18 protein-coding genes and 3 pseudogenes are annotated in these 18,153 nt (G+C 69.5%); 4 read left to right on the forward strand and 17 right to left on the reverse strand.

Annotated features, from left to right (window positions below; all coding sequences use genetic code 11):
• The 6 genes from ON39_RS19540 to ON39_RS19570 all read right to left on the reverse strand — a co-directional run.
• A partial coding sequence (locus ON39_RS19540) for a transcription antitermination factor NusB (protein WP_040736391.1) occupies positions 1 to 947 on the reverse strand: 947 nt, incomplete at its 3' end.
• A gap of 1,425 nt (positions 948 to 2,372) precedes the next feature.
• Positions 2,373 to 3,296 (reverse strand): methionyl-tRNA formyltransferase, encoded by a 924-nt coding sequence (gene fmt / locus ON39_RS19550; protein ID WP_040736368.1) that lies wholly within the window; start codon positions 3,294 to 3,296, stop codon positions 2,373 to 2,375.
• Positions 3,296 to 3,871 carry a peptide deformylase gene (gene def / locus ON39_RS19555; RefSeq protein ID WP_040736393.1) on the reverse strand — a complete coding sequence of 192 codons (576 nt, stop codon included), beginning with the start codon at positions 3,869 to 3,871 and terminating at the stop codon, positions 3,296 to 3,298. Before def ends, fmt begins: the two co-directional genes overlap by 1 nt.
• 139 nt (positions 3,872 to 4,010) lie before the next feature.
• On the reverse strand, positions 4,011 to 5,018 hold the full coding sequence (locus tag ON39_RS19560; protein WP_083894550.1) for an esterase/lipase family protein: 1,008 nt from the start codon (positions 5,016 to 5,018) through the stop codon (positions 4,011 to 4,013).
• A 61-nt stretch (positions 5,019 to 5,079) separates the two neighbouring features.
• Positions 5,080 to 5,733: a PadR family transcriptional regulator gene (locus tag ON39_RS19565; RefSeq protein WP_040736371.1), complete on the reverse strand. Its 654-nt coding sequence runs from the start codon at positions 5,731 to 5,733 to the stop codon at positions 5,080 to 5,082.
• A gap of 103 nt (positions 5,734 to 5,836) precedes the next feature.
• Entirely contained in the window at positions 5,837 to 6,421 is a 585-nt protein-coding gene (locus tag ON39_RS19570) for a TetR/AcrR family transcriptional regulator (protein WP_051186815.1), read from the reverse strand.
• A 76-nt stretch (positions 6,422 to 6,497) separates the two neighbouring features.
• Between ON39_RS19570 and ON39_RS19575 the strand changes: the two genes are divergently transcribed.
• Positions 6,498 to 7,343, forward strand: a complete 846-nt coding sequence (locus ON39_RS19575; RefSeq protein WP_040736373.1) for an NAD(P)H-binding protein — start codon at positions 6,498 to 6,500, stop codon at positions 7,341 to 7,343.
• A gap of 3 nt (positions 7,344 to 7,346) precedes the next feature.
• On the opposite strand, the gene ON39_RS19580 is transcribed toward ON39_RS19575, so the two are convergent.
• Together ON39_RS19580 and ON39_RS19585 are read right to left on the reverse strand one after the other, a co-directional pair.
• The gene (locus ON39_RS19580; protein ID WP_051186816.1) at positions 7,347 to 8,045 is read right to left on the reverse strand and encodes a YqeB family protein; all 699 of its coding nucleotides are present in this window, start codon (positions 8,043 to 8,045) and stop codon (positions 7,347 to 7,349) included.
• Positions 8,042 to 8,647: a TetR/AcrR family transcriptional regulator gene (locus tag ON39_RS19585; protein ID WP_040736374.1), complete on the reverse strand. Its 606-nt coding sequence runs from the start codon at positions 8,645 to 8,647 to the stop codon at positions 8,042 to 8,044. Before ON39_RS19585 ends, ON39_RS19580 begins: the two co-directional genes overlap by 4 nt.
• Positions 8,648 to 8,719: 72 nt before the next feature.
• Between ON39_RS19585 and ON39_RS19590 the strand changes: the two genes are divergently transcribed.
• Positions 8,720 to 9,166 (forward strand): DUF6196 family protein, encoded by a 447-nt coding sequence (locus tag ON39_RS19590; protein ID WP_040736376.1) that lies wholly within the window; start codon positions 8,720 to 8,722, stop codon positions 9,164 to 9,166.
• On the opposite strand, the gene ON39_RS19595 is transcribed toward ON39_RS19590, so the two are convergent.
• Entirely contained in the window at positions 9,163 to 9,555 is a 393-nt protein-coding gene (locus ON39_RS19595) for an SSI family serine proteinase inhibitor (RefSeq protein WP_051186817.1), read from the reverse strand. The two genes, ON39_RS19590 and ON39_RS19595, sit on opposite strands and share 4 nt — an antisense overlap.
• Before the next feature lie 109 nt (positions 9,556 to 9,664).
• Positions 9,665 to 11,304 (reverse strand): annotated as a pseudogene (locus tag ON39_RS19600) (primosomal protein N'); the annotation flags it as partial.
• Between the two features lie 450 nt (positions 11,305 to 11,754).
• Here ON39_RS19600 and ON39_RS50695 point away from each other — a divergent pair.
• Both ON39_RS50695 and ON39_RS49675 read left to right on the forward strand, forming a co-directional pair.
• Positions 11,755 to 11,877, forward strand: coding sequence for a hypothetical protein (locus ON39_RS50695; protein WP_255219283.1), 123 nt, complete (start codon positions 11,755 to 11,757; stop codon positions 11,875 to 11,877).
• Positions 11,878 to 12,168: 291 nt separating this feature from the next.
• Positions 12,169 to 12,435, forward strand: coding sequence for a hypothetical protein (locus tag ON39_RS49675; RefSeq protein ID WP_040736378.1), 267 nt, complete (start codon positions 12,169 to 12,171; stop codon positions 12,433 to 12,435).
• A 504-nt stretch (positions 12,436 to 12,939) separates the two neighbouring features.
• Here ON39_RS49675 and ON39_RS47400 read toward each other — a convergent pair.
• The 7 genes and pseudogenes from ON39_RS47400 to ON39_RS19635 all read right to left on the reverse strand — a co-directional run.
• Positions 12,940 to 13,311, reverse strand: a pseudogene (locus ON39_RS47400) (primosomal protein N' family DNA-binding protein); the annotation flags it as partial.
• Between the two features lie 45 nt (positions 13,312 to 13,356).
• Positions 13,357 to 14,568, reverse strand: coding sequence for a methionine adenosyltransferase (metK, locus tag ON39_RS19610; protein ID WP_040736379.1), 1,212 nt, complete (start codon positions 14,566 to 14,568; stop codon positions 13,357 to 13,359).
• 215 nt (positions 14,569 to 14,783) lie between these two features.
• The gene (gene coaBC / locus ON39_RS19615; protein WP_040736381.1) at positions 14,784 to 16,007 is read right to left on the reverse strand and encodes a bifunctional phosphopantothenoylcysteine decarboxylase/phosphopantothenate--cysteine ligase CoaBC; all 1,224 of its coding nucleotides are present in this window, start codon (positions 16,005 to 16,007) and stop codon (positions 14,784 to 14,786) included.
• A gap of 46 nt (positions 16,008 to 16,053) precedes the next feature.
• Positions 16,054 to 16,335: a DNA-directed RNA polymerase subunit omega gene (rpoZ, locus tag ON39_RS19620; RefSeq protein WP_040736382.1), complete on the reverse strand. Its 282-nt coding sequence runs from the start codon at positions 16,333 to 16,335 to the stop codon at positions 16,054 to 16,056.
• A gap of 27 nt (positions 16,336 to 16,362) precedes the next feature.
• Positions 16,363 to 16,935 (reverse strand): guanylate kinase, encoded by a 573-nt coding sequence (gene gmk, locus ON39_RS19625; RefSeq protein ID WP_051186819.1) that lies wholly within the window; start codon positions 16,933 to 16,935, stop codon positions 16,363 to 16,365.
• A gap of 20 nt (positions 16,936 to 16,955) precedes the next feature.
• Positions 16,956 to 17,276 (reverse strand): integration host factor, actinobacterial type, encoded by a 321-nt coding sequence (gene mihF / locus ON39_RS19630; RefSeq protein ID WP_014986450.1) that lies wholly within the window; start codon positions 17,274 to 17,276, stop codon positions 16,956 to 16,958.
• Positions 17,277 to 17,882: 606 nt separating this feature from the next.
• Positions 17,883 to 18,153: pseudogene (locus ON39_RS19635) on the reverse strand (orotidine-5'-phosphate decarboxylase); the annotation flags it as partial.

Genomic DNA, 18,153 nt, shown 5'->3' on the forward strand with positions numbered 1-18,153 from the left:
GCGCCGAGCAGAGCCGCCTTGCCGCCCGGTCCGGCGCACAGGTCCAGCCAGCGGCCGCCGTCCGGGCCGTCGAGTGGCGCGCGGGTCAGCGCGAGGGCGACGAGTTGACTGCCCTCGTCCTGCACCGCCGCCATGCCCTCGCGGACCGGCTCCAGCTTGCCGGGGTCGCCGCCGTCCAGGTAGACCGCGTAGGGCGACCAGCGGCCCTCTTCGCCGCCGGTGACCAGCGCCAACTCCTCGGCGCTGATCTCACCGGGGCGGGCGACCAGGTGCACCGCGGGCCGCGCGTCATCGGCGGCCAGCGCGTCGCGCAGTTCACCGGCGTGCGCGCCGAGCGCGTCGGCGAAGGCCTGCGCGATCCATACCGGGTGGGCGAACTCGAAGGCCAAGTGCCCCACCGGATCCGACGGTGCGAGCCGCTCCACCCACTCCTCGACCGTCCACTCCCCCGCCCGGCGCAGGACCGCGTTCACGAATCCGGCCTTGCCCGCACCGAACTCGGCCCGCGCCAGCGCCACCGAGGTGTCGACCGCCGCGTGCGCCCCGATCCGCGTCCGCAACAGCTGATACACGCCGAGCCGCAACACATCCAGCAGCGGCCCGTCGATGTCCGCGATCGGCCGCCCTGCCCCCGCCTCGATCACCGCGTCCAGCAACCCCCGCGACCGGCACGCCCCATACGCCAACTCGGTCGCCAACGCCGCGTCCCGCCCCGTGATCCCCCGCTCCCGAAGTAGCCCCGGCAGCACAAGATTCGCGTATGCGTCCCGCTCCCGCACCGCCCGCAACACATCCCGCGCGACCACCCGCACCGCATCCGACGAATCGCCCCCACCCCGCCCCTTCGCGCCACCCCCACGTTTCGCTGCCGAGCCCGACCGGCCCCCTTGATCGCCCGACCGCGAACCCCCCTGCGCAGCCTGGCTACCACCACGTTTCGCCGACACCGCCGAATCCGACCGCGAACCACCCTGGCCGCCACCACGCTTGGCCGACGAGGCGGACGAGCCCGCTTCACCACCCGGCCGTGAGCCGGTTTGTTCGACTCGGCCACCCCCACGTCTCGCCCCCGACGCCCCTCGATCACCGGACCGCGAACCACCCTGTGCAGCCTGGCTGCCACCACGTTTCACCGACACTGCCGAACGCTCTCCTGACTCACCAGCACGCGAACCACCCTGCGACGACTGACCACCACGGTCAGCTGTCGACCTACCGCCCTGCGCCGCATCACCTTTCGCACCACGCCCCGCCTGTGCCCGCGAATCCGACGCCGTCCGACGAGCCGAACGATTACCGCTCGCCTCATCGGAACGACCCCACTTCGCCTGCGCAGGACGCTGACTCGCGCCCTCCGAGTAACCGCGCGAGTCGTCACGCCGGGAGGCCGACCCCCGCGCATCGTCGCCGTCACGAGCACCACCCGCGCGAGCGGCATTCGCGCGAGCGGAACCGCCGCCATTCGCCGGACGGCCACCACTCGCCTCGCCGGAACGGCTCCACTTCCCCTGCCCCGGACGCTCGCTCGCGCCCTCGGAGCGACCGCGCGAGTCGTCGCGCCGCGGCGCGGACCGCCACGCACCGTCGACACTAGAATCCTTCGCGCGAGCCGCATTCCCGCGCGCGGAACCAGCGCCCAAACCCTTGTTCGGCCGCTCCGCATCGCGGAACTCGTTGCCGCGCTTGTCTTCCCGGGGCGTCATGCGACCACCGCGCTGTGCCCGACTAACGAAATGTCTGTCATGCTCCACCGCTCTCGTCGAGATTGCAGCGCCGGCCTTCGCGCGCCGTCTCCTGCACGGGCACTGTCCGCGCGAGCGGCTCTCCCGTGAGCGGAACCGCCACTGTTCGCCAGACGAGCGCCGCTCACCTCGCCGGAACGACTCCACTTCGCCTGCGCCGGGCACTCGCTCGCGCCCTCGGAGCAACCGCGCGAGTCCTCACGCCGGGGAGCGGACAGTTGCGCGCGGTCTCCTGCACGAGCCCCGGCCGCGCGAGCCGCATTCCCGCGCACGGAACCAGCATCCGAGGCTCTGTTGGGCCGCTCGTCGCCGCGAGACTCATTGCCGCGCTTGCCTTCCGGGCGCGTCATCCGACCACCGCGCTGTGCGCGACCAACGAAATGTCTGTCATGCTCCACCGCTCTCCTCGGGGTCGCGGCGCATGGCCACGGATTATGAAGGTTGCCCGGTGCTCGCGCCGGTTTGTCCTGACTGTCGGCGCCACGGGAGCGCCGGGCGATGCGGGGAGCGCGCACAGCGACGGCCTGGTGGAACCCGGCTGGTGTGGCGACGTTTCGGCGACCCGGCCGGTCGAACGCGGCGCCGCACGATGCCGTGGCGAGGTGTGCCGGTCGCGACGATCGAGGATCGTCACTCGACCACCGCGTCGGCCGACAGGCGGGCGCCGCGGGCCCAATCGAGGGCCGACATCATGCGTTTGCCTTGGGGCTGAACCTGGTTCAAGCGAATGGCGGTCGTAGCGGTGCCGACGAACACACCGGTCTTACGGACCTCGATGGTGCGGGGCGGCAGTTCCTCCTCGACCATCTCGACGGGGCCGAGCTTGAGCCGGTTGCCGTCGACCTCGGTCCACGCGCCGGGGGCGGGGGTGACGGCTCTGATGCGGCGGCTGATGGCGAGCGCGGGCAGGTCCCAGCGGATGTGCGCGGCCTCGGCGGTGACCTTGGGCGCGTGCGAAACTCCCTCGGTGGGCTGCGGAACCGGTTGCAGCGAACCGTCTTCCACGCCGTCGAGGGTCGCCTCGAGCAGTTGCGCGCCGCTGACGGCGAGCCGGTCGAGCAGGGTGCCCGCGGTGTCGGTGACGGCGATCTTCTCGGTCACCGTGCCGAACACCGGCCCGGTGTCGAGCCCGGCCTCGATCTGGAAGGTGGACGCGCCGGTGATCTCGTCGCCCGCGTCGATCGCGGCCTGCACCGGCGCGGCGCCGCGCCACGCGGGCAGCAGCGAGAAGTGCAGGTTGATCCAGCCGAAGCGGGGGATGTCGAGCACCCGTTGCGGCAGCAGCGCGCCGTAGGCGACGACCGGGCAGCAGTCGGGGGCCAGCGCGGTGAGCTGCTCGATGAATTCGGGGTCGGCGGGCCGGCGCGGCGTGAGCACGGGGATACCGTGCTCGTCGGCCAGCAGCCCGACCGGCGACCTGGTCACCTTGCGCCCGCGCCCGGCGACTGCGTCGGGCCTGGTCACCACCGCGACGACCTCGTGGCGCTCGGACTCGATCAACCGCCGCAGCGAGGGCACGGCCGGCTCCGGCGTTCCGGCGAAGACGATGCGCATCAGCGACCCCGTCCGAACGGCCCGGCCTGGCTCGCTCCGCCGCTCACGCCCACCGACCGCGACGGCCGCGCCGTCACGCCCGCGCTGAACCAGTCGGATTCACGAATGGTCCGCATCGCGTCTTTGCGCGCCGCCGGGTCCAGCCGATCGATGAACAGCACACCGTCGAGGTGGTCGGTCTCGTGCTGCACGCACCGGGCGAGCAGCCCCTCGGCGGTGAATTCCACCGGCGCGCCGTGCATGTCGACGCCGGTGGCGCGCACCCGCAGCGCGCGGCGCGTGTCGTAGCGCACGCCGGGGATCGACAGGCAGCCCTCGGGCCCGACCTGCTCCTCGTCGCCGACCACTTCCCAGCGCGGGTTCACCAGATGCCCCGCGGCGTCGTGAGTGTCGTACACGAAAACACGCAACCCCACTCCGATCTGCGGCGCCGCCATGCCGACGCCACCATCGTCGTGCATGGTGTCGGTCAGGTCGGTCACCAGCTGCTGCAGTTCGCGGTCGAATTCGGTGACCTCCGCCGCGCGGGCGCGCAGGATGGGATCGCCGAACAGGCGAACAGGCTGAATGGTCACGGCTATCTCCCGGAAGCGGACGAACACGGTCGTCTCATTCTAGTGAGACGCCCGAATGTCCCCGATCCACCAGTCCGAAGCTGGTAGAACTCCAATGCGGTCGGGCGGGGTGAGCTGTCCCCCGCCCGGCCGCCCTCGCTCAGGAGTTCCCGGCGATGATCACCTCGGGTATGCCGGTGCCGAGCATGACGGGGCGGCACACCGGCGCCGGGCTGCTCGGATCGAGCACGTTCAGCAGCAGCTGCTGCACGAACGGGTCGTACACCATGTGGAAGTGCCCGGTCAGGTCGCCGGGGCAGCGGTCCTGCAGCAGAATGTTCTCCGCGCCGGGCCCGCGCAGCGCGATATTGCTGTTCGGCTGGATCATCTCGTCGACCGTGCTGCCGATCGTCGTGTACTTGGGCCCCGGCACCGTGTCGCCGCCCGCGTTGAGCTCGACCATGATCTCCGAGCCCTGTGCCTGCTGCACCGCGGCGAGCGAGGTCACCCTGGCAAACGCCTGCAACCCGCCGGGCACCGCCTCGACCACGGGCACCAGCCCGTACATCACCCCGCCGTAGCTCGGTGACGCGAGACCCACCCACTGGCCGACCTTCGGCGCGCCGCCGAGCTTGTTGACGTAGAAGCGAGTGACCGTGGCGCCCTGGGAGAATCCGACCAGGTCCACCTGGCTCGCTCCGGTCGCCGTCAGCACCTGGTCGACGAACGCGCCGATCTGGTGCGAGCTGAGCACCACATCCTCGGTGCCGTAGGTCTGCGCGCCGGGGCTGCCGCCATAATTGAGCGCGAAGACACAGAATCCGGCCGCCGCGAGCTGCGGGGCGATGGCCGAGTAGTCCGAGTACGCGCTGGAGTCGGTACCGTGGGCGAGCACGACGGGCCTCGGATGGGCCGCGGTCGGCTTGCAGCCGAAGTCGTTGGCGCCCAACGGAACCACGTTGGTATGGGTCTTCAGATAGCTCGCCGCGCCGAGGTGATCGGACTGCGGCGGGCCGGGCTGGGTGGGGATCTCGGGCGGGCGGTAGCCGGACGGCACGGCCTGCGCCGCACCCGTGCCGAGTATCGCGACTACGGCGAGTGCGGCGACCAGCACCGCCTTACCCAAGTGTGAAAATCCCCAAACCCCGAAACCCCGAAACTGTCGCATCTCACAATGATCTACCGAACCCGCCCCAAATGCGTACTCCGACGGGGTGTTTCACACCCCATTACTTTTCGGGGGTCTCGTCCTCGGCCAGGATCCGGTAGAGCGACTTCCTGGTCTCGGTGAGCAGTTCGGCCGCCTTGGCCGCCTGGCCCGCGGTACCGACCGCGGCGACCTGAGCGACCGCGCCCATCAGCTGCCCGACGAGTTCGCGCAGGTCGATGGCCTGCGCGCCGACGTCCTCCTTGACGTCGGCCCACGGATCGCCCAGCTCGTCCCGGTGTTCGGTGACGTAGGCGGTGCCCGCCTCGGTCAGCTGAGCCGTCTTGCGCCCGGCGACCTTCTCGATGAGGACCAGACCCTCGTCCTCGAGCTGGGCCAGCGCGGGGTAGATCGATCCCGGGCTCGGACGCCAGATGTCGTCGCTGCGCTCGCGAATCTGCTGGATGAGCTCGTAGCCGTGCATCGGCCGCTCAGTGAGCAGCAGCAGGACCGCCGCGCGCACGTCGCCGCGCCTGCCGCGACCGCCGCGGCCGCGACCACGGCCGAAGTGCGGTCCGAAGCCCGGCCCGAAACCTGGGCCGAAGCCCGGTCCGAAGTCGGGGCCGTGTCCATGACGTCCGCCGCGGCGGTGCCGTTGGCGAGGGTCGAAGTCCTCGCCGCCCGGACGCTGCCAGGGGCCGCGTCGTCCGAATTCTCGATGTCCTTGGTGTTCCATGATTGCCTCCTCAGGCCTTCGTGTTCTTTTCACAGTATCGACGATATATCGACAATGCATCTAACGCAAGGCTTTGGTCGAGAATTCCCGGAGGCCTACCGGCTCACGTATGGAGCGAGTCGATCCAGCGCGCCAGCCGCTCCCCCTCCCGCTCCATCAGCTCCGGCTCGCGAAAAGTGTTGGTGAGCAGGGAGATTCCCTGATAGGCGGCAATGAGGGCGACGGCCAGCTCCTTGGCGTCGACGCGGCCCATCGCCTCGAACTGCGCCTCGGCCCAGTCGACCAGGCGTCGCATGACGTCGGCGAGTTCGCGATCCAGTCCGTCGGCACGCTTGTCGAGTTCGGCGGCGAGGGTGCCGGAGGGGCAGCCGAAGCGCGCCGCCGTCTCGCGTTCATCGACCCAGCCGCCGATGAGCGCCTTGAGCCGGTCCTGCGGCGTGGACAGCTGCTCCAGCTGCTCGATCAGCGCGTTCAGCGCCTGGTCGTGCGCGCCGATCGCGGCTTGGACCAGCTGGTCCTTGGTTTTGAAGTAGTAGTACACGTTGCCGAGCGGGACGTCGGCGGCGGTGGCGATGTGGGCGATGGTGGTCTTCTCGACGCCCTGCTCGTGGAACACGCGGGCCGCGGCGGTGCCGAGCCGCTCGCGTTTACCACCTTTCGGGCGTTCGCCGGCTGCTGAGTTAGTCACGTAACTAACTATAGACAAGCTGGGCGTTCGTCGAATACGTTGCCGTTAGTCAGCCAACTAACTCAATGGAGTCGACATGATTGTGGTAACCGGAGCGACCGGAAACATCGGCGTGCCCCTCGTCCAAAACTTGGCCGCGGCAGGACAGGAGGTCAGGGCGGTGTCGCGTGGCACCAGAGATATCGGCTGGCCCGACGGGGTGCGGTCGGTGGCCGCCGACCTCAATGATCCGGACAGTCTCGTCTCCGCCTTCGCCGGCGCCGACGCGTTGTTTCTGCTGATCACCGGGGAGCAGCTGGTGGGCGGCCCGGATCCCGAGCAGGTGCTGAAGGTCGCCGAAGCGGGCGGGGTCCGGCGCGTGGTGTTCGTGTCGTCACAGGGCGTGGCGACCAGAGCCGAGGCCGCGGGCTATGCGCGGTTGGTCGCCTATGAAGAGGCCGTTCGGCGATCCGGGTTGGACTGGACCATCCTGCGGCCTGCGGGTTTCTTCGCCAATACCTATGCGTGGGCGGAGTCCGTGCGCGCCGAACGGACGGTCGCGGCGCCGTTCGGGACGATCGGCTTGCCGTCGATCGATCCGGCGGATATCGCCGCGGTCGCAGCCGTCGCGCTGCTCGAGGACGGGCACTCCGGTCGGATCTACACCCTCACCGGGCCGACGCTGAGCACGCCGAAGGAGCAGGCCGAGGCGATCGGGGCCGCGCTCGGCACACCGGTGCGGTTCGTGGAATTGACTCGGGCCCAGGCTCATACGGCGATGTCGCGGTTCATGCCCGAGTCCGTTGTCGAGCACACGCTGTCGATTCTGGGCGAACCGACCGCGGCGGAGCAGAAGGTCAGTGCCGACGTGCGGGGCGTGCTCGGCCGGGAGCCTGCAAGTTACGCCGAATGGGCCCAACGCAATCGGGCTGCCTTCGCCTGATCGTCACTGCCCCGGGTGGTCGAAGAAGCGAATGTGCTGCTCGCCCTGGCGGTCTCGGACGTCGAGGCCGAGATCGAGGAGTTGCTCGTCCAGTTCCTCGACCTCGAGGGGTTTCTCGTCCGCGAGCGCGCGGCGGCGGGCGCGCAGGACGGCGTCGATGTCGCGGCCGGTCTCGGGGCGACCCTCGACCCAGCGGAAGTAGTCGTCGCGGAAGGGGTCGTCCTGGTCGAGCCACGGATAACCGTGGCTGCGAAAGGCGTTCACGATGTCGTTGCGGGCGAGGTCGTTCGCGTCGAAGCGGGCGAGCCTGCGCTTGTTCCGGTCGGTGAGCACCAGGTCCTTCTGCTCACGGAACACCGCGGCAACCTGCTTGCGCGAAACATGCTGCGCGCGGCCCTCCTTGACCAACTCGACGTGATCGTCGTCGACGGTGAGGGTCAGGCTCTCCGAACGAGCGATCTCGAAAAGCACCACGCCCGCGGCGATTCCGAGGAGCGTGGTGATCGGCACCAGCCACACCGTCGGCACGCTCATCGCGAGCTTCAGCGGTCCCGGGCTCCCGCCGAGAGTGTCGGTCGCCCACCGGCCGACGGGGTGCACGGCGAAACCGACGCCGCAGCCGAGGAGGAGTCCGCCGAGCGCGAACAGCCACGCCCAGATGATGGAGAAGCGCAGCACGGTCGGTGCGGAAGTGGTCGTCATGGATGCTCCGTTTCGATCGGTCGCAGCAACCGGGACACGGTCGCGCGCACCAAAGGGCGCGGATCGTGCGGGTTTTCGGGATCCGCGTTGAGGAAGGCGCCGTCTACGACGGCGAGAATCCAGCGCGCCGTCTCCCCCGGCTCGAAGCCCGGATCGAACTGACCGGTGCGGATGCCACGTTCGAGCAGAGTGGTGAGGGCCTCGGCGCTCAGGCGCGCGTCCTCCAGCACCACCCTCGCCAGCTCCTCGTCGTGGCCGAGGCGGCGCATCAGCTCGAACATGAGGCCGGGCGCCGCCGGGTCGAGCGCCTCGCCGGCCAGGGCGTCCACGATGTCGAGAAGGGCGGCGAGACAGTCGGTTCGGTCGATGTGACGGGCGATGAGCTCGGTGTGCTCGGGAATGGACAACTCGAAGATCGAGCGGAAGACGGCGGCCTTGTCCTGGAAGTAGTAGAAGACGCTGCCCGAACTCAGTCCGGCGGCGCGGGCGATCTGGGTGGCCGTGGTGCGTTCGTAGCCGTGGGCGGCGAACAGGTCGGCCGCGGCGCGGATGATGGCGTGCCTGCGTTCGGCGACACGGTTCGGATCGACGGTGCGGGCCATGTCGCGAATCGTATCATTAACTGATCGGCCAGTTAAAGAATTATTGTCGGCGGCTGTTGCTACGGTTGGCGGGTGGTGGATATCAGCATCGAGACCGAAGTCGAGACGGCGCAACGACTTCGGCGGGTCATTGCCGCCGCCGACTTCGACGTGCACCAAGGGGTGTGGTGTTTCCGGGAGTCCGCGCTGTCGGAGCCGCCACAGCTGACCGCGCGGACCCTCGCGGTGGTGCGCGACGCGGAGAGCTGGAGTGCGCTCGTCCCGTTCGCCGAGGCCGAGGGCGCCGAGGTGGAGAAGTTCGGGCTGTTCTCGTTCCACTTCCCCGCCGGGCAGGACAACAGTGGTTTCGTCGGCTGGCTGGCCGGGCACCTCAAACGCGCGCTCGGCACCGGGGTTTTCGTGGTGTGCGGCAGCAATCGGGAGCGCGGGGGCATCTACGACTACTGGGGTTGCCCCGTCGAGTTGCTCGCCGCGGTCGAGCGCGAGATCGAGGCGCTGCGCTCGTCCGCCGAGGGTTAGAAGACCGGAGTCGTCCGCGCACTCAGTTCGCACTTGTTGCCGAAAACCTTGCGCCAGTCCACGTTTCGCCCCTGCCACGTTCCCGTCGCCGCAGCCTCGACCGGCTCGTAGACCTGCACACAGACCGCGCCCGGATCCCCGGTGATCCTGTCGAAGTCGCCGCCCACCGCCGCGAGTGCCGCACACGCTGCCTCCGCGTTGACGTGCTCCCCACCGGTGGGCTCGCAGGTGAGCGTGACCCGCGTCGGAGTCTCACCGGCGGCCGACGTGGACAGAGTCAGGTTCGACCTCGGCGGCTCGGGGTCATTGTCCGAGCACGCGCCCGGACTCAGCGCAACGATCGCACTGCACACGGTCGCGACAATGTGGCGAAGCGAAGACGTCGTCATTCGTCCACTAGAGCACGCGTTTCGTCTTCGTAGGCGCCATACGCCGACTGACTCGCCGCCAACGCGAGGGGCAGCCGACTCGCTGCGGTTGTCAGTGGCTCGGGCGAGGTCAGCCGATGTCTACCGGGTCGATCTGCACTCGGAGGGGGGCCTCGGAGCGGTGGGTGCTGCGGATCGCCTGGGCGGCGGTGAGGGCGCGGGCCAGGGCGGAGCCGGATCTGCGGTCTACGCGCAGGAGGATGCGTTCGACTTCGGACGGGGAGTCGCCGGAGGAGAAGGGTTTGCGGGCGCCGTCGGGTAGGGGCACGGGGCCGAGGACCTCGACCTCGGCGGGAAGGTCTGTGGCGGAGAGCAATTCGGCGATGGACTCGGCGGTGCCGTCGATCGCGGCCATGCGCACGGCGGGCGGGAAGCCGACCTCGGCACGCGACTCGACCTCCATCCTGGCGTGGCCGACGGGATCCCAGCGGACCAGCGCCTGCACGGTCGGGATGCCGGGGTCCGCCATCACGATGACCTGGCCGTGCGAGCGCACCAGGGTCGCGGCGGTCATCCAGCGACGCAGCGCGTCCTCGGACGCCCGCAGGTCGGCGCGGCTGAGCAGGGCCCAACTGTCGAGCAGGAGGGCCACGCCGTACCCGCCGCGCAGAATCGGCTCGGCGCCGACGGTGGCGACGACGACCTGCGGTCCCGGCTCCACGGTGTCGAGCACCGCGCCGCCGCCCGACCCGCGAATCGGCACGCCGGGGAACGCCCGGCCCAGTTCCTCCGCGGTACGGGTCGCGCCGATCACCACGGCGCGCAGCGCACGCGAACCGCACGACGCGCAGCGGAACGCCGCCTCGGTGATGCCACACCAGCGACAGCTCGGGCTGTGCGCGGCGTCGGCCTGCGAATCGCTGTGTCGCGCACGACCATCCGGCAGGGCCAGCGGTCCGTTGCAATGCCTGCATCTGGCGGGGGTGCGGCACTTCGCACAGGCCAGCGACGGGACGTACCCGCGGCGCGGCACCTGCACCAGCACGCCGGCCCCCTCCTTCAGCGCCGCCCGCGCCGCCGCGTAGGCGACACCGGGGATGCGGACCGACCGCGCCACCGGGTCGCGCTCCATCGCGATATCGGTGTCGCCCGGCACGCTGATCCGCGGCGCCGCCGCGCGCACCACCGCCCGATCGGCGACCAGGTCGTGCGCCCAGCCGGACTCGACGACCGCCTGGATCTCCGCGGTCCGCGCGAAACCCGCCGCGACGAACGCGGCCCCCGTCTCGTGCGAGCGCAGCATCGCCACCTCCCGCGCGTGCGGATACGGCGCGCGCGGCTCGGCGTAGGTGTCGTCCCCGTCGTCCCAGATCGCGATGAGACCGAGGTCTTTCGCCGGCGCGAACACCGCGCTGCGCGTGCCGACCACCACCCGCGCCGTCCCCCGCAACACCGCCAGCCACCGCCGATACCGCGCCGCCGGACCGAGCCCCGCGGACAACCCGACCGCCGAATCTCCCACCAGCCGAGTGCATTCCGCCAACACCCGATCCAGATCCCGCTGATCCGGCACCATCAGAATCGCGCTGCGCCCCCGCCCGGCCACCACCGCCGCCAACTCCGCCAACCGTCGCGCCCAATCCTCCCCCGGCAACGCCTGCCACCCCGCCCGCGGCCCCTTCCCCCCGCCAACGCCCCCAGAAACGCCCCTCCGTGCACGTACCGCCCCCACGCCGCACGATCCACCGCACCCGGACCGTCCCCCGGTTCGCCACCACCCGACCGCCCCCCAAGACCCGCGCGACCACCGACACCTGACTGCCGACCATCCCCCGACCGCTCGCCGACAATCGACTCCCGGCCATCGCCCGGCTGCTCATCAATGCCCGACTGCGGGCCAGCGTGGGACCGCCCAGCTTCACCTGACCGCTGGTCGTCACTCGTCCGCTCGCCACCATCACCAGACCGCAGACCGTCGTGAGCGTCGCCGACCACCGACCGCTGGCCTGTGTTCGATTGCGGGCCACCGTGAGCCTGCCCCTCGATATTCGGCGGCGCACCAGCAACCGAAGGCCCTCCGACGCCTGACTGCCCGACAGCCGACCGATCAATGCCTGCTACGTCCGACCTCGAGCCATCATGAGACTGAACGCCGACAACTGACTGCCGGCTATCGCCCGGCTGCTTATCAATGCCCGCCTGCCCAACGACAACCGATTGGTGGCTAACCGGCGACGGCTCGCCGCCATCCGACTGCTGGGCATCGCTTGCCTGTCGGCCAGCGTCCGACTGTGGGGCACCGTCGCGCTGCTCGCCGGTATCCGGCTGCCCACTGACATTTGACAGCCTGCCGAGGCCTGCCTTTCGACCGCCGCCGAGCCGCTCAGTGCCTGGTCGGCTACCGGCACTCAAGCCGACGTGCCGACCGTCGCCCGACAGCCGCCCCTCTCGTGACGACTCGTTATCGGCCGACTGCTCAACATCATTCGACTGCGGGCCAGCGTGCGGCCGCTGCCCGATATCCGGCTGCCCGTCGATGTCCGACGATCCGCCGACGTCTGACGGCCCGCCGACGCCTGCCTTTCGGCCGCCGCCGAGCCGCTCGATGTCTGGCCGACTACTGACACCCGCCGCGTGCCGACCGTCGCCCGACAGCTGCTTCCCGCGCGGCTGCTCGCTAATGCCCGACAGCTCAACATCATTCGACTGCGGGCCGGTGGGGGGCTGTTCGGCGATCTCCGGCTGTCGGCCGTCGCTCAACTGCACACCGGCGCGCGGCTGGGGACCTCGCCCTGGCTGCTCGGCTACCTCTACCCCTCGGCCGGCGATCGGCTGCACGGCGTCACCCGGCTGGGGGCCTCCCCTCGGCTGTTCGGCAACTTCCGACTGTCCACGGGTTGACTGCGCTGTGGATATCGAGACGGAGTCGTGTCCGCGGTCGCTCGACGGCGGCGTTGCCTCTGGCATCGAACCACGTGGAGCGGCACCGGGTTCGATCCCTTCACCGACGAAAGCGCCCGCATCCGACATGGGCTCATTGGCCTCACTATCGGACATCGCGGGCGTGCCACCCTGCCGCGCTTCAGAATCGGCCGAGTTCTTTGCGGCATCCGCGGGTGTGTCGAGCGACCGCGTCGGCCGGGAGGCCTGACCAGTATTCAATGAGTCGGACGAGTTATTCCGCGCCGCTTCGGTTTCGGCGTTGGCCGAAGGACGATTCGAGTCGACTTCAGTGCCGAACGCCTCTGAATCGAGTGACACTGAGATCGGCAAAACCGCTCGAAGTGGGGGTTTCACGGCTGAAACTCGCTGCCGCGCCGCGTTACTCGCCGATTCCGAAGCGTCAACCGCCGAGTCCGCTTGCCCCGCATCGAGATCCACCGACTTCTTCTTGGAACCCCCGATCTCCGTACGCGCATGCCGCGGCGGAATAGCCAAACGCAGGACATCAGCGCGAGTGCCTGCGTAGCGGGCGGCGACCGTGGTGGCCAGCTCGAGAATCTCAGGCGGGAGAACGCGTTCGGCGGAGACTACGCGTTCGAGTTTGACCAGTTTGCCGCTGTGGTCGCTGTGGGTGCGCCGCTCGAGCAGGTATCCGTCGACGAGGCGGCCGGCGAAGCGGACGCGGACCCGGACGCCGGGCTGGGCGATGGCGTCGAGTTCGGGCGGGACCAGGTAGTCGAAGTCACGGTCCAGATGGGCCGGAGACAGCAACGGGAGCACCCGAGCTATCGGGTGCTCCACGGCTGCGGGGCCCGCGGGCGGGACCCCCGGTATGGCGGGGGTGTCCGCCGCGGGTTCGTTCACTCGAAGAGATCGGCCTCAGAGCCCGGCGGCCGCGCGCAGCTTCTCCGCGCGATCGGTGCGCTCCCACGGCAGGTCGACGTCGGTGCGGCCGAAGTGGCCGTACGCGGCGGTCGGGGCGTAGATCGGGCGCAGCAGGTCGAGGTCGCGGATGATCGCGCCGGGGCGCAGGTCGAAGACCTCGGAGATGGCGGCCGAGATGCGGGCCGGGTCGACCTTCTCGGTGCCGAAGGTCTCCACGAACAGACCGACGGGCGCGGACTTTCCGATGGCGTAGGCCACCTGGACCTCGACGCGCTCGGACAGCCCGGCCGCGACGACGTTCTTGGCGACCCAGCGCATGGCGTACGCGGCCGAACGGTCCACCTTCGACGGATCCTTGCCGGAGAACGCGCCGCCGCCGTGGCGGGCCATGCCGCCGTAGGTGTCGACGATGATCTTGCGGCCGGTCAGGCCCGCGTCGCCCATGGGGCCGCCGAGCACGAACTTGCCGGTCGGGTTGACCAGCAGCCGGATGTTCGAGGTGTCCAGCGACGGCAGCTCGAGATCGGCGATGACGGACTCGACGACCTTCTCCCGGATGTCGGGCGCGAGCAGGTTGTCCAGGTCGATGTCGGCCGCGTGCTGGGTGGAGATGACGACGGTGTCGAGCCGGACGGGCCGGTCGCCCTCGTACTCGATGGTGACCTGGGTCTTGCCGTCGGGCCGCAGGTACGGCAGCACGCCGGACTTGCGCACCTCGGTGAGCCTGCGCGAGAGCCGGTGCGCGAGCGCGATCGGCAGCGGCATGAGCTCGGGGGTGTCGGTGGTCGCGTAGCCGAACATCAGGCCCTGGTCGCCCGCGCCCTGCTTCTCGATCTCGTCGTCGGACCCGCCGACGCGCGCCTCGTGCGAGGTGTCGACGCCCTGCGCGATATCGGGCGACTGCGCGCCGATCGCGATGTTCACGCCGCAGGAGTTACCGTCGAAACCCTTTGCGGAGGAGTCGTATCCGATCTCGAGCACCTTCTCCCGGACGATCCGGGGGATGTCGGCGTAGGCCGACGTGGTGACCTCACCCGCGACGTGGACCTGGCCGGTCGTCACAAGTGTCTCCACCGCGACTCGACTGCGCGGGTCCTCGGTGAGTAGCGCGTCGAGGATGGAATCGCTGATGGCGTCACAGATCTTGTCCGGATGACCCTCGGTCACGGACTCACTGGTGAATAGCCGGCTGCCAGACGTGCGCACAGTTCTTCCCTCTCCCTCAACGGGTATGTCGTCTCGGTCCGCGACGGTAACGCGATGCCGTCACCCCGCGACCCCTTCGTTCCAGACTATGACAATCGACAGTCGAATCGCGGTCCAAGAGAGCTCTATCTCGAACGAGCCGTCCGAGCGGTCTCTCCGGTCGCGCGCCCCCGGTAGTCGATCACCGTTTCATTTTCCAAGTAACGCAACGCTTTTCAGCGCAACAGCGGCCCGAGCGCATCGAGCACCCGACTGGCGAGCAGTGCCTTCGACCCGTGGTCGAGAGACTGTTCGGTTCCATCGGCGCCGAGCAACCAGCCGTCGTTGGTGTCGACCTCGAACGCCTTGCCCTCGCCCACCGCGTTGACCACGAGCAGGTCACATCCCTTGCGCGCGAGTTTCGCCCGCGCGTAGGTGAGGACGTCGCCGTGCTCGTCGCCGGTCTCGGCGGCGAACCCGACGATAGCGGTGCCGGCCAGTTGCCCGTCGCGACGCGCCTGCACCAGACCGGCCAGGATGTCGGTGGTCTTGGTGAGCGCGATGACGTCGGGTTCGCCGGCGCCCTTCTTGATCTTGGCCGCGGCCACGTCGGTGGGCCGGAAATCGGCCACCGCCGCCGCCATGATCACCGCGTCCGCGCCGACGGCGTGCTTGTCGACGGCGGTCTTGAGCTGCTCGGCGGTGGTGATGTGCACCAGGTCGACGGCCGCGGGCGCGGCCATCTCGATCGTGTTGCCCGCGATCAGCGTGACGTGCGCGCCGCGCTGGGCCGCGACCCGAGCCAGGGCGTAACCCTGCTTACCCGAGCTGCGGTTGCCGAGGAAGCGCACCGGATCCAGCGGTTCCCTGGTTCCGCCCGCGGTGATGACCACGCGGCGGCCTTCGAGATCGCGCGGGATGGCGTCGGCGCGTTCGAGCAGCAGCGTCGCGAGTCCGAAGATCTCCTCCGGCTCGGGTAGTCGCCCCGGACCGGTGTCGGTGCCGGTGAGCCTGCCCGACGCGGGCTCCATCACGATCGCGCCGTGGGCGCGCAGCGTCGCGACGTTGGCGACGGTCGCCGGATGCTCCCACATCTCGGTGTGCATCGCGGGCGCGATCAGGATCGGACATCGGGCCGTCAGCAGCGTGGCAGTGAGCAGGTCGTCGGCGCGGCCGTGCGCGGCGCGCGCCATCAGGTCGGCGGTCGCGGGCGCGATGACGACGAGGTCGGCCTCCTGGCCGAGTCGAACGTGGGGCACCTCGGGCACATCGGTGAACACGTCGGTGTGCACCGGGTTCCCGGACAGGGCCTCGAAGGTCGCCTTGCCGACGAACTGCAGCGCCGACTCGGTGGGGATCACCCGCACCTGGTGTCCGGTCTCGGTGAACCGTCGAACCAGGGCGCAGGCCTTGTACGCGGCGATCCCCCCGCCGACACCGACAACGATCCGTGTGGTCAAAACCTACGCCTCTCGACCTAGTTGTTGTCGCAGCACCCGCGTGCGGCTACTCGCCCTCGGTGTGCTCGAGCAGGTCGGAGTGGATCTCACGCATGGCGACCGAGAGCGGCTTCTCCTGGAGGCCGGGCTCGACCAGCGGGCCGACGTACTCGAGGATGCCGTCGCCGAGCTGGTTGTAGTAGTCGTTGATCTGACGCGCGCGCTTGGCCGCGTAGATGACCAGGGCGTACTTGGACGAAGTGCGCTCCAGCAGCTCATCGATCGGGGGGTTGGTGAGGCCGATCGGGGTGTCGTAGGCGGGAACGGTCTTGGTGTCCGTACTGCTCACTAGGGGGGCTCCTGCGCGTTGAATGGGCTACGAACTCGAATTCGAGCTAACGAACAACGATACCAACTGCTCACAGGCGCTGGTCACCTCGTCGTTCACGATGACGATGTCGAACTCGTCACAGGCCGCCAACTCGGTCCTCGCGGTCTGCAGCCTGCGCTCGATGACCTCCGGCGATTCGGTGCCGCGCGAGGTGAGCCGGGACACCAGCTCCTCCCAGCTCGGCGGGGCGAGGAAGGCGAGGATCGCCTCGGGAATGGCCTTGCGTACCGAACGCGCGCCCGCCAGATCGACCTCGACCAGTACGGGCAGACCCTCTGCGAGGGCGGCCCGCACCGGTGCGGCCGGGGTGCCCGAACGTTGCAAACCACCGTGGATATCAGCCCACTCGAGAAGTTCGCCCGCCGCGATCATGGCGTCGAACTCTTCCCTGGACACGAATCGATAGTCGAGGCCGTCGACCTCCCCGGGCCGAGGAGCCCGAGTCGTTGCCGACACACTGAAGATCAGGTGCGGCAGTCGCTCGCGGACGCAGCGGACCACGGTCGACTTGCCAACGGCCGAGGGGCCGACCAGTACAACCAGCCGACCCTTCCGCATGTGTTCGACCACCCTCGTTATCAGGCGTCGAAGTCGAACCGGGCGAGCAGCGCCTTGCGCTGCCGATCGCCGAGTCCGCGCAGACGCCGGGTGGGGGCGATCTCCAGTTCACTCATGATTTCCGCTGCCTTGACCTTGCCCACCTTCGGCAAGGCCTCCAGCAGCGCCGACACCTTCATCTTGCCGAGAATCTCATCGGACTCGGCATCGGTGAGGACCTGCTTCAGGTTGGTGCCGCCTCGCTTCAGGCGCTCCTTGAGCTCCGCCCGAGCGCGGCGAGCGGCAGCCGCCTTCTCCAAAGCAGCGGCGCGCTGCTCGTCAGTCAGCTGGGGAAGGGCCACGGTTCCTCCGTCTCATCGTTCATTGCATCAACTCCTGCCGGTAACCCGGCAGTCTCAGCGACCGTACCCACGGCATCCGCATATTGCGAACCCACCCCCCAGGTCAGCGCATGATTCCGGATGCCGTAGACGCGAGAGCGTTGCGATCCGCACTGCTCCTCTGTCGCTGCGCAGATCGTACCGCCGAAACCGCGAAATGCCCCCTCAGCAGGGGGTTTTCACGATTGACACAGGATAGCGAGGGGGTTGCTATGACGTGACATGGGCCGCCAGCAAACGCATGCGGTTCCGACCAGGAACTTTCTGGGATTTTCCCGCGTGTCGCGTTGTCGTTCAGCGTGTCGTGGGCCACAGAGCGGCCGAACGACGAATTTCGCGGCCCTCGATTGTGGATCCGCATGGTCGCGCTTGTCGACCCGCACTGATCAGAACGCCCTTCACCGCCGAGCGGGTAGGCCCCGGGCTCTGCCGGACAGGGAAATACCCGCAGCAGGGCACACAGAGCCCGCTACGGGCCACATGCACGCGTGCACATGACCGCACGCGAGCGAAGAAACGAAGCGAGACCGGCGCACCGGCGCCGGCCTCGCTCGTCTCACGCGGAAACTACTTCTGCAGGAACGCGAACGTCTCCTGCAGCTCGCTCACCCTGGCGCGCAGCGCCGTGACGTCCGGGCCGTCGCGCAGCACCTCCCGCGAGACGGTCGGCACGGCGGCCGCCAGCATCGACTGCGGGACCAGGTCACGGATATTGTCCGGACCACCGCCCTGCGCGCCGACGCCCGGCATGAGGATCGGCCCGTTGAGCGCGGACAGGTCCGGCGCCTCGGCCAGGGTCGCGCCGATCACGACGCCGACCGAGCCGAACGCCGCCCCG

The organism is Nocardia tenerifensis NBRC 101015, assembly GCF_000308715.1.
GTDB classification, from domain to species: Bacteria; Actinomycetota; Actinomycetes; order Mycobacteriales; family Mycobacteriaceae; genus Nocardia; species Nocardia tenerifensis.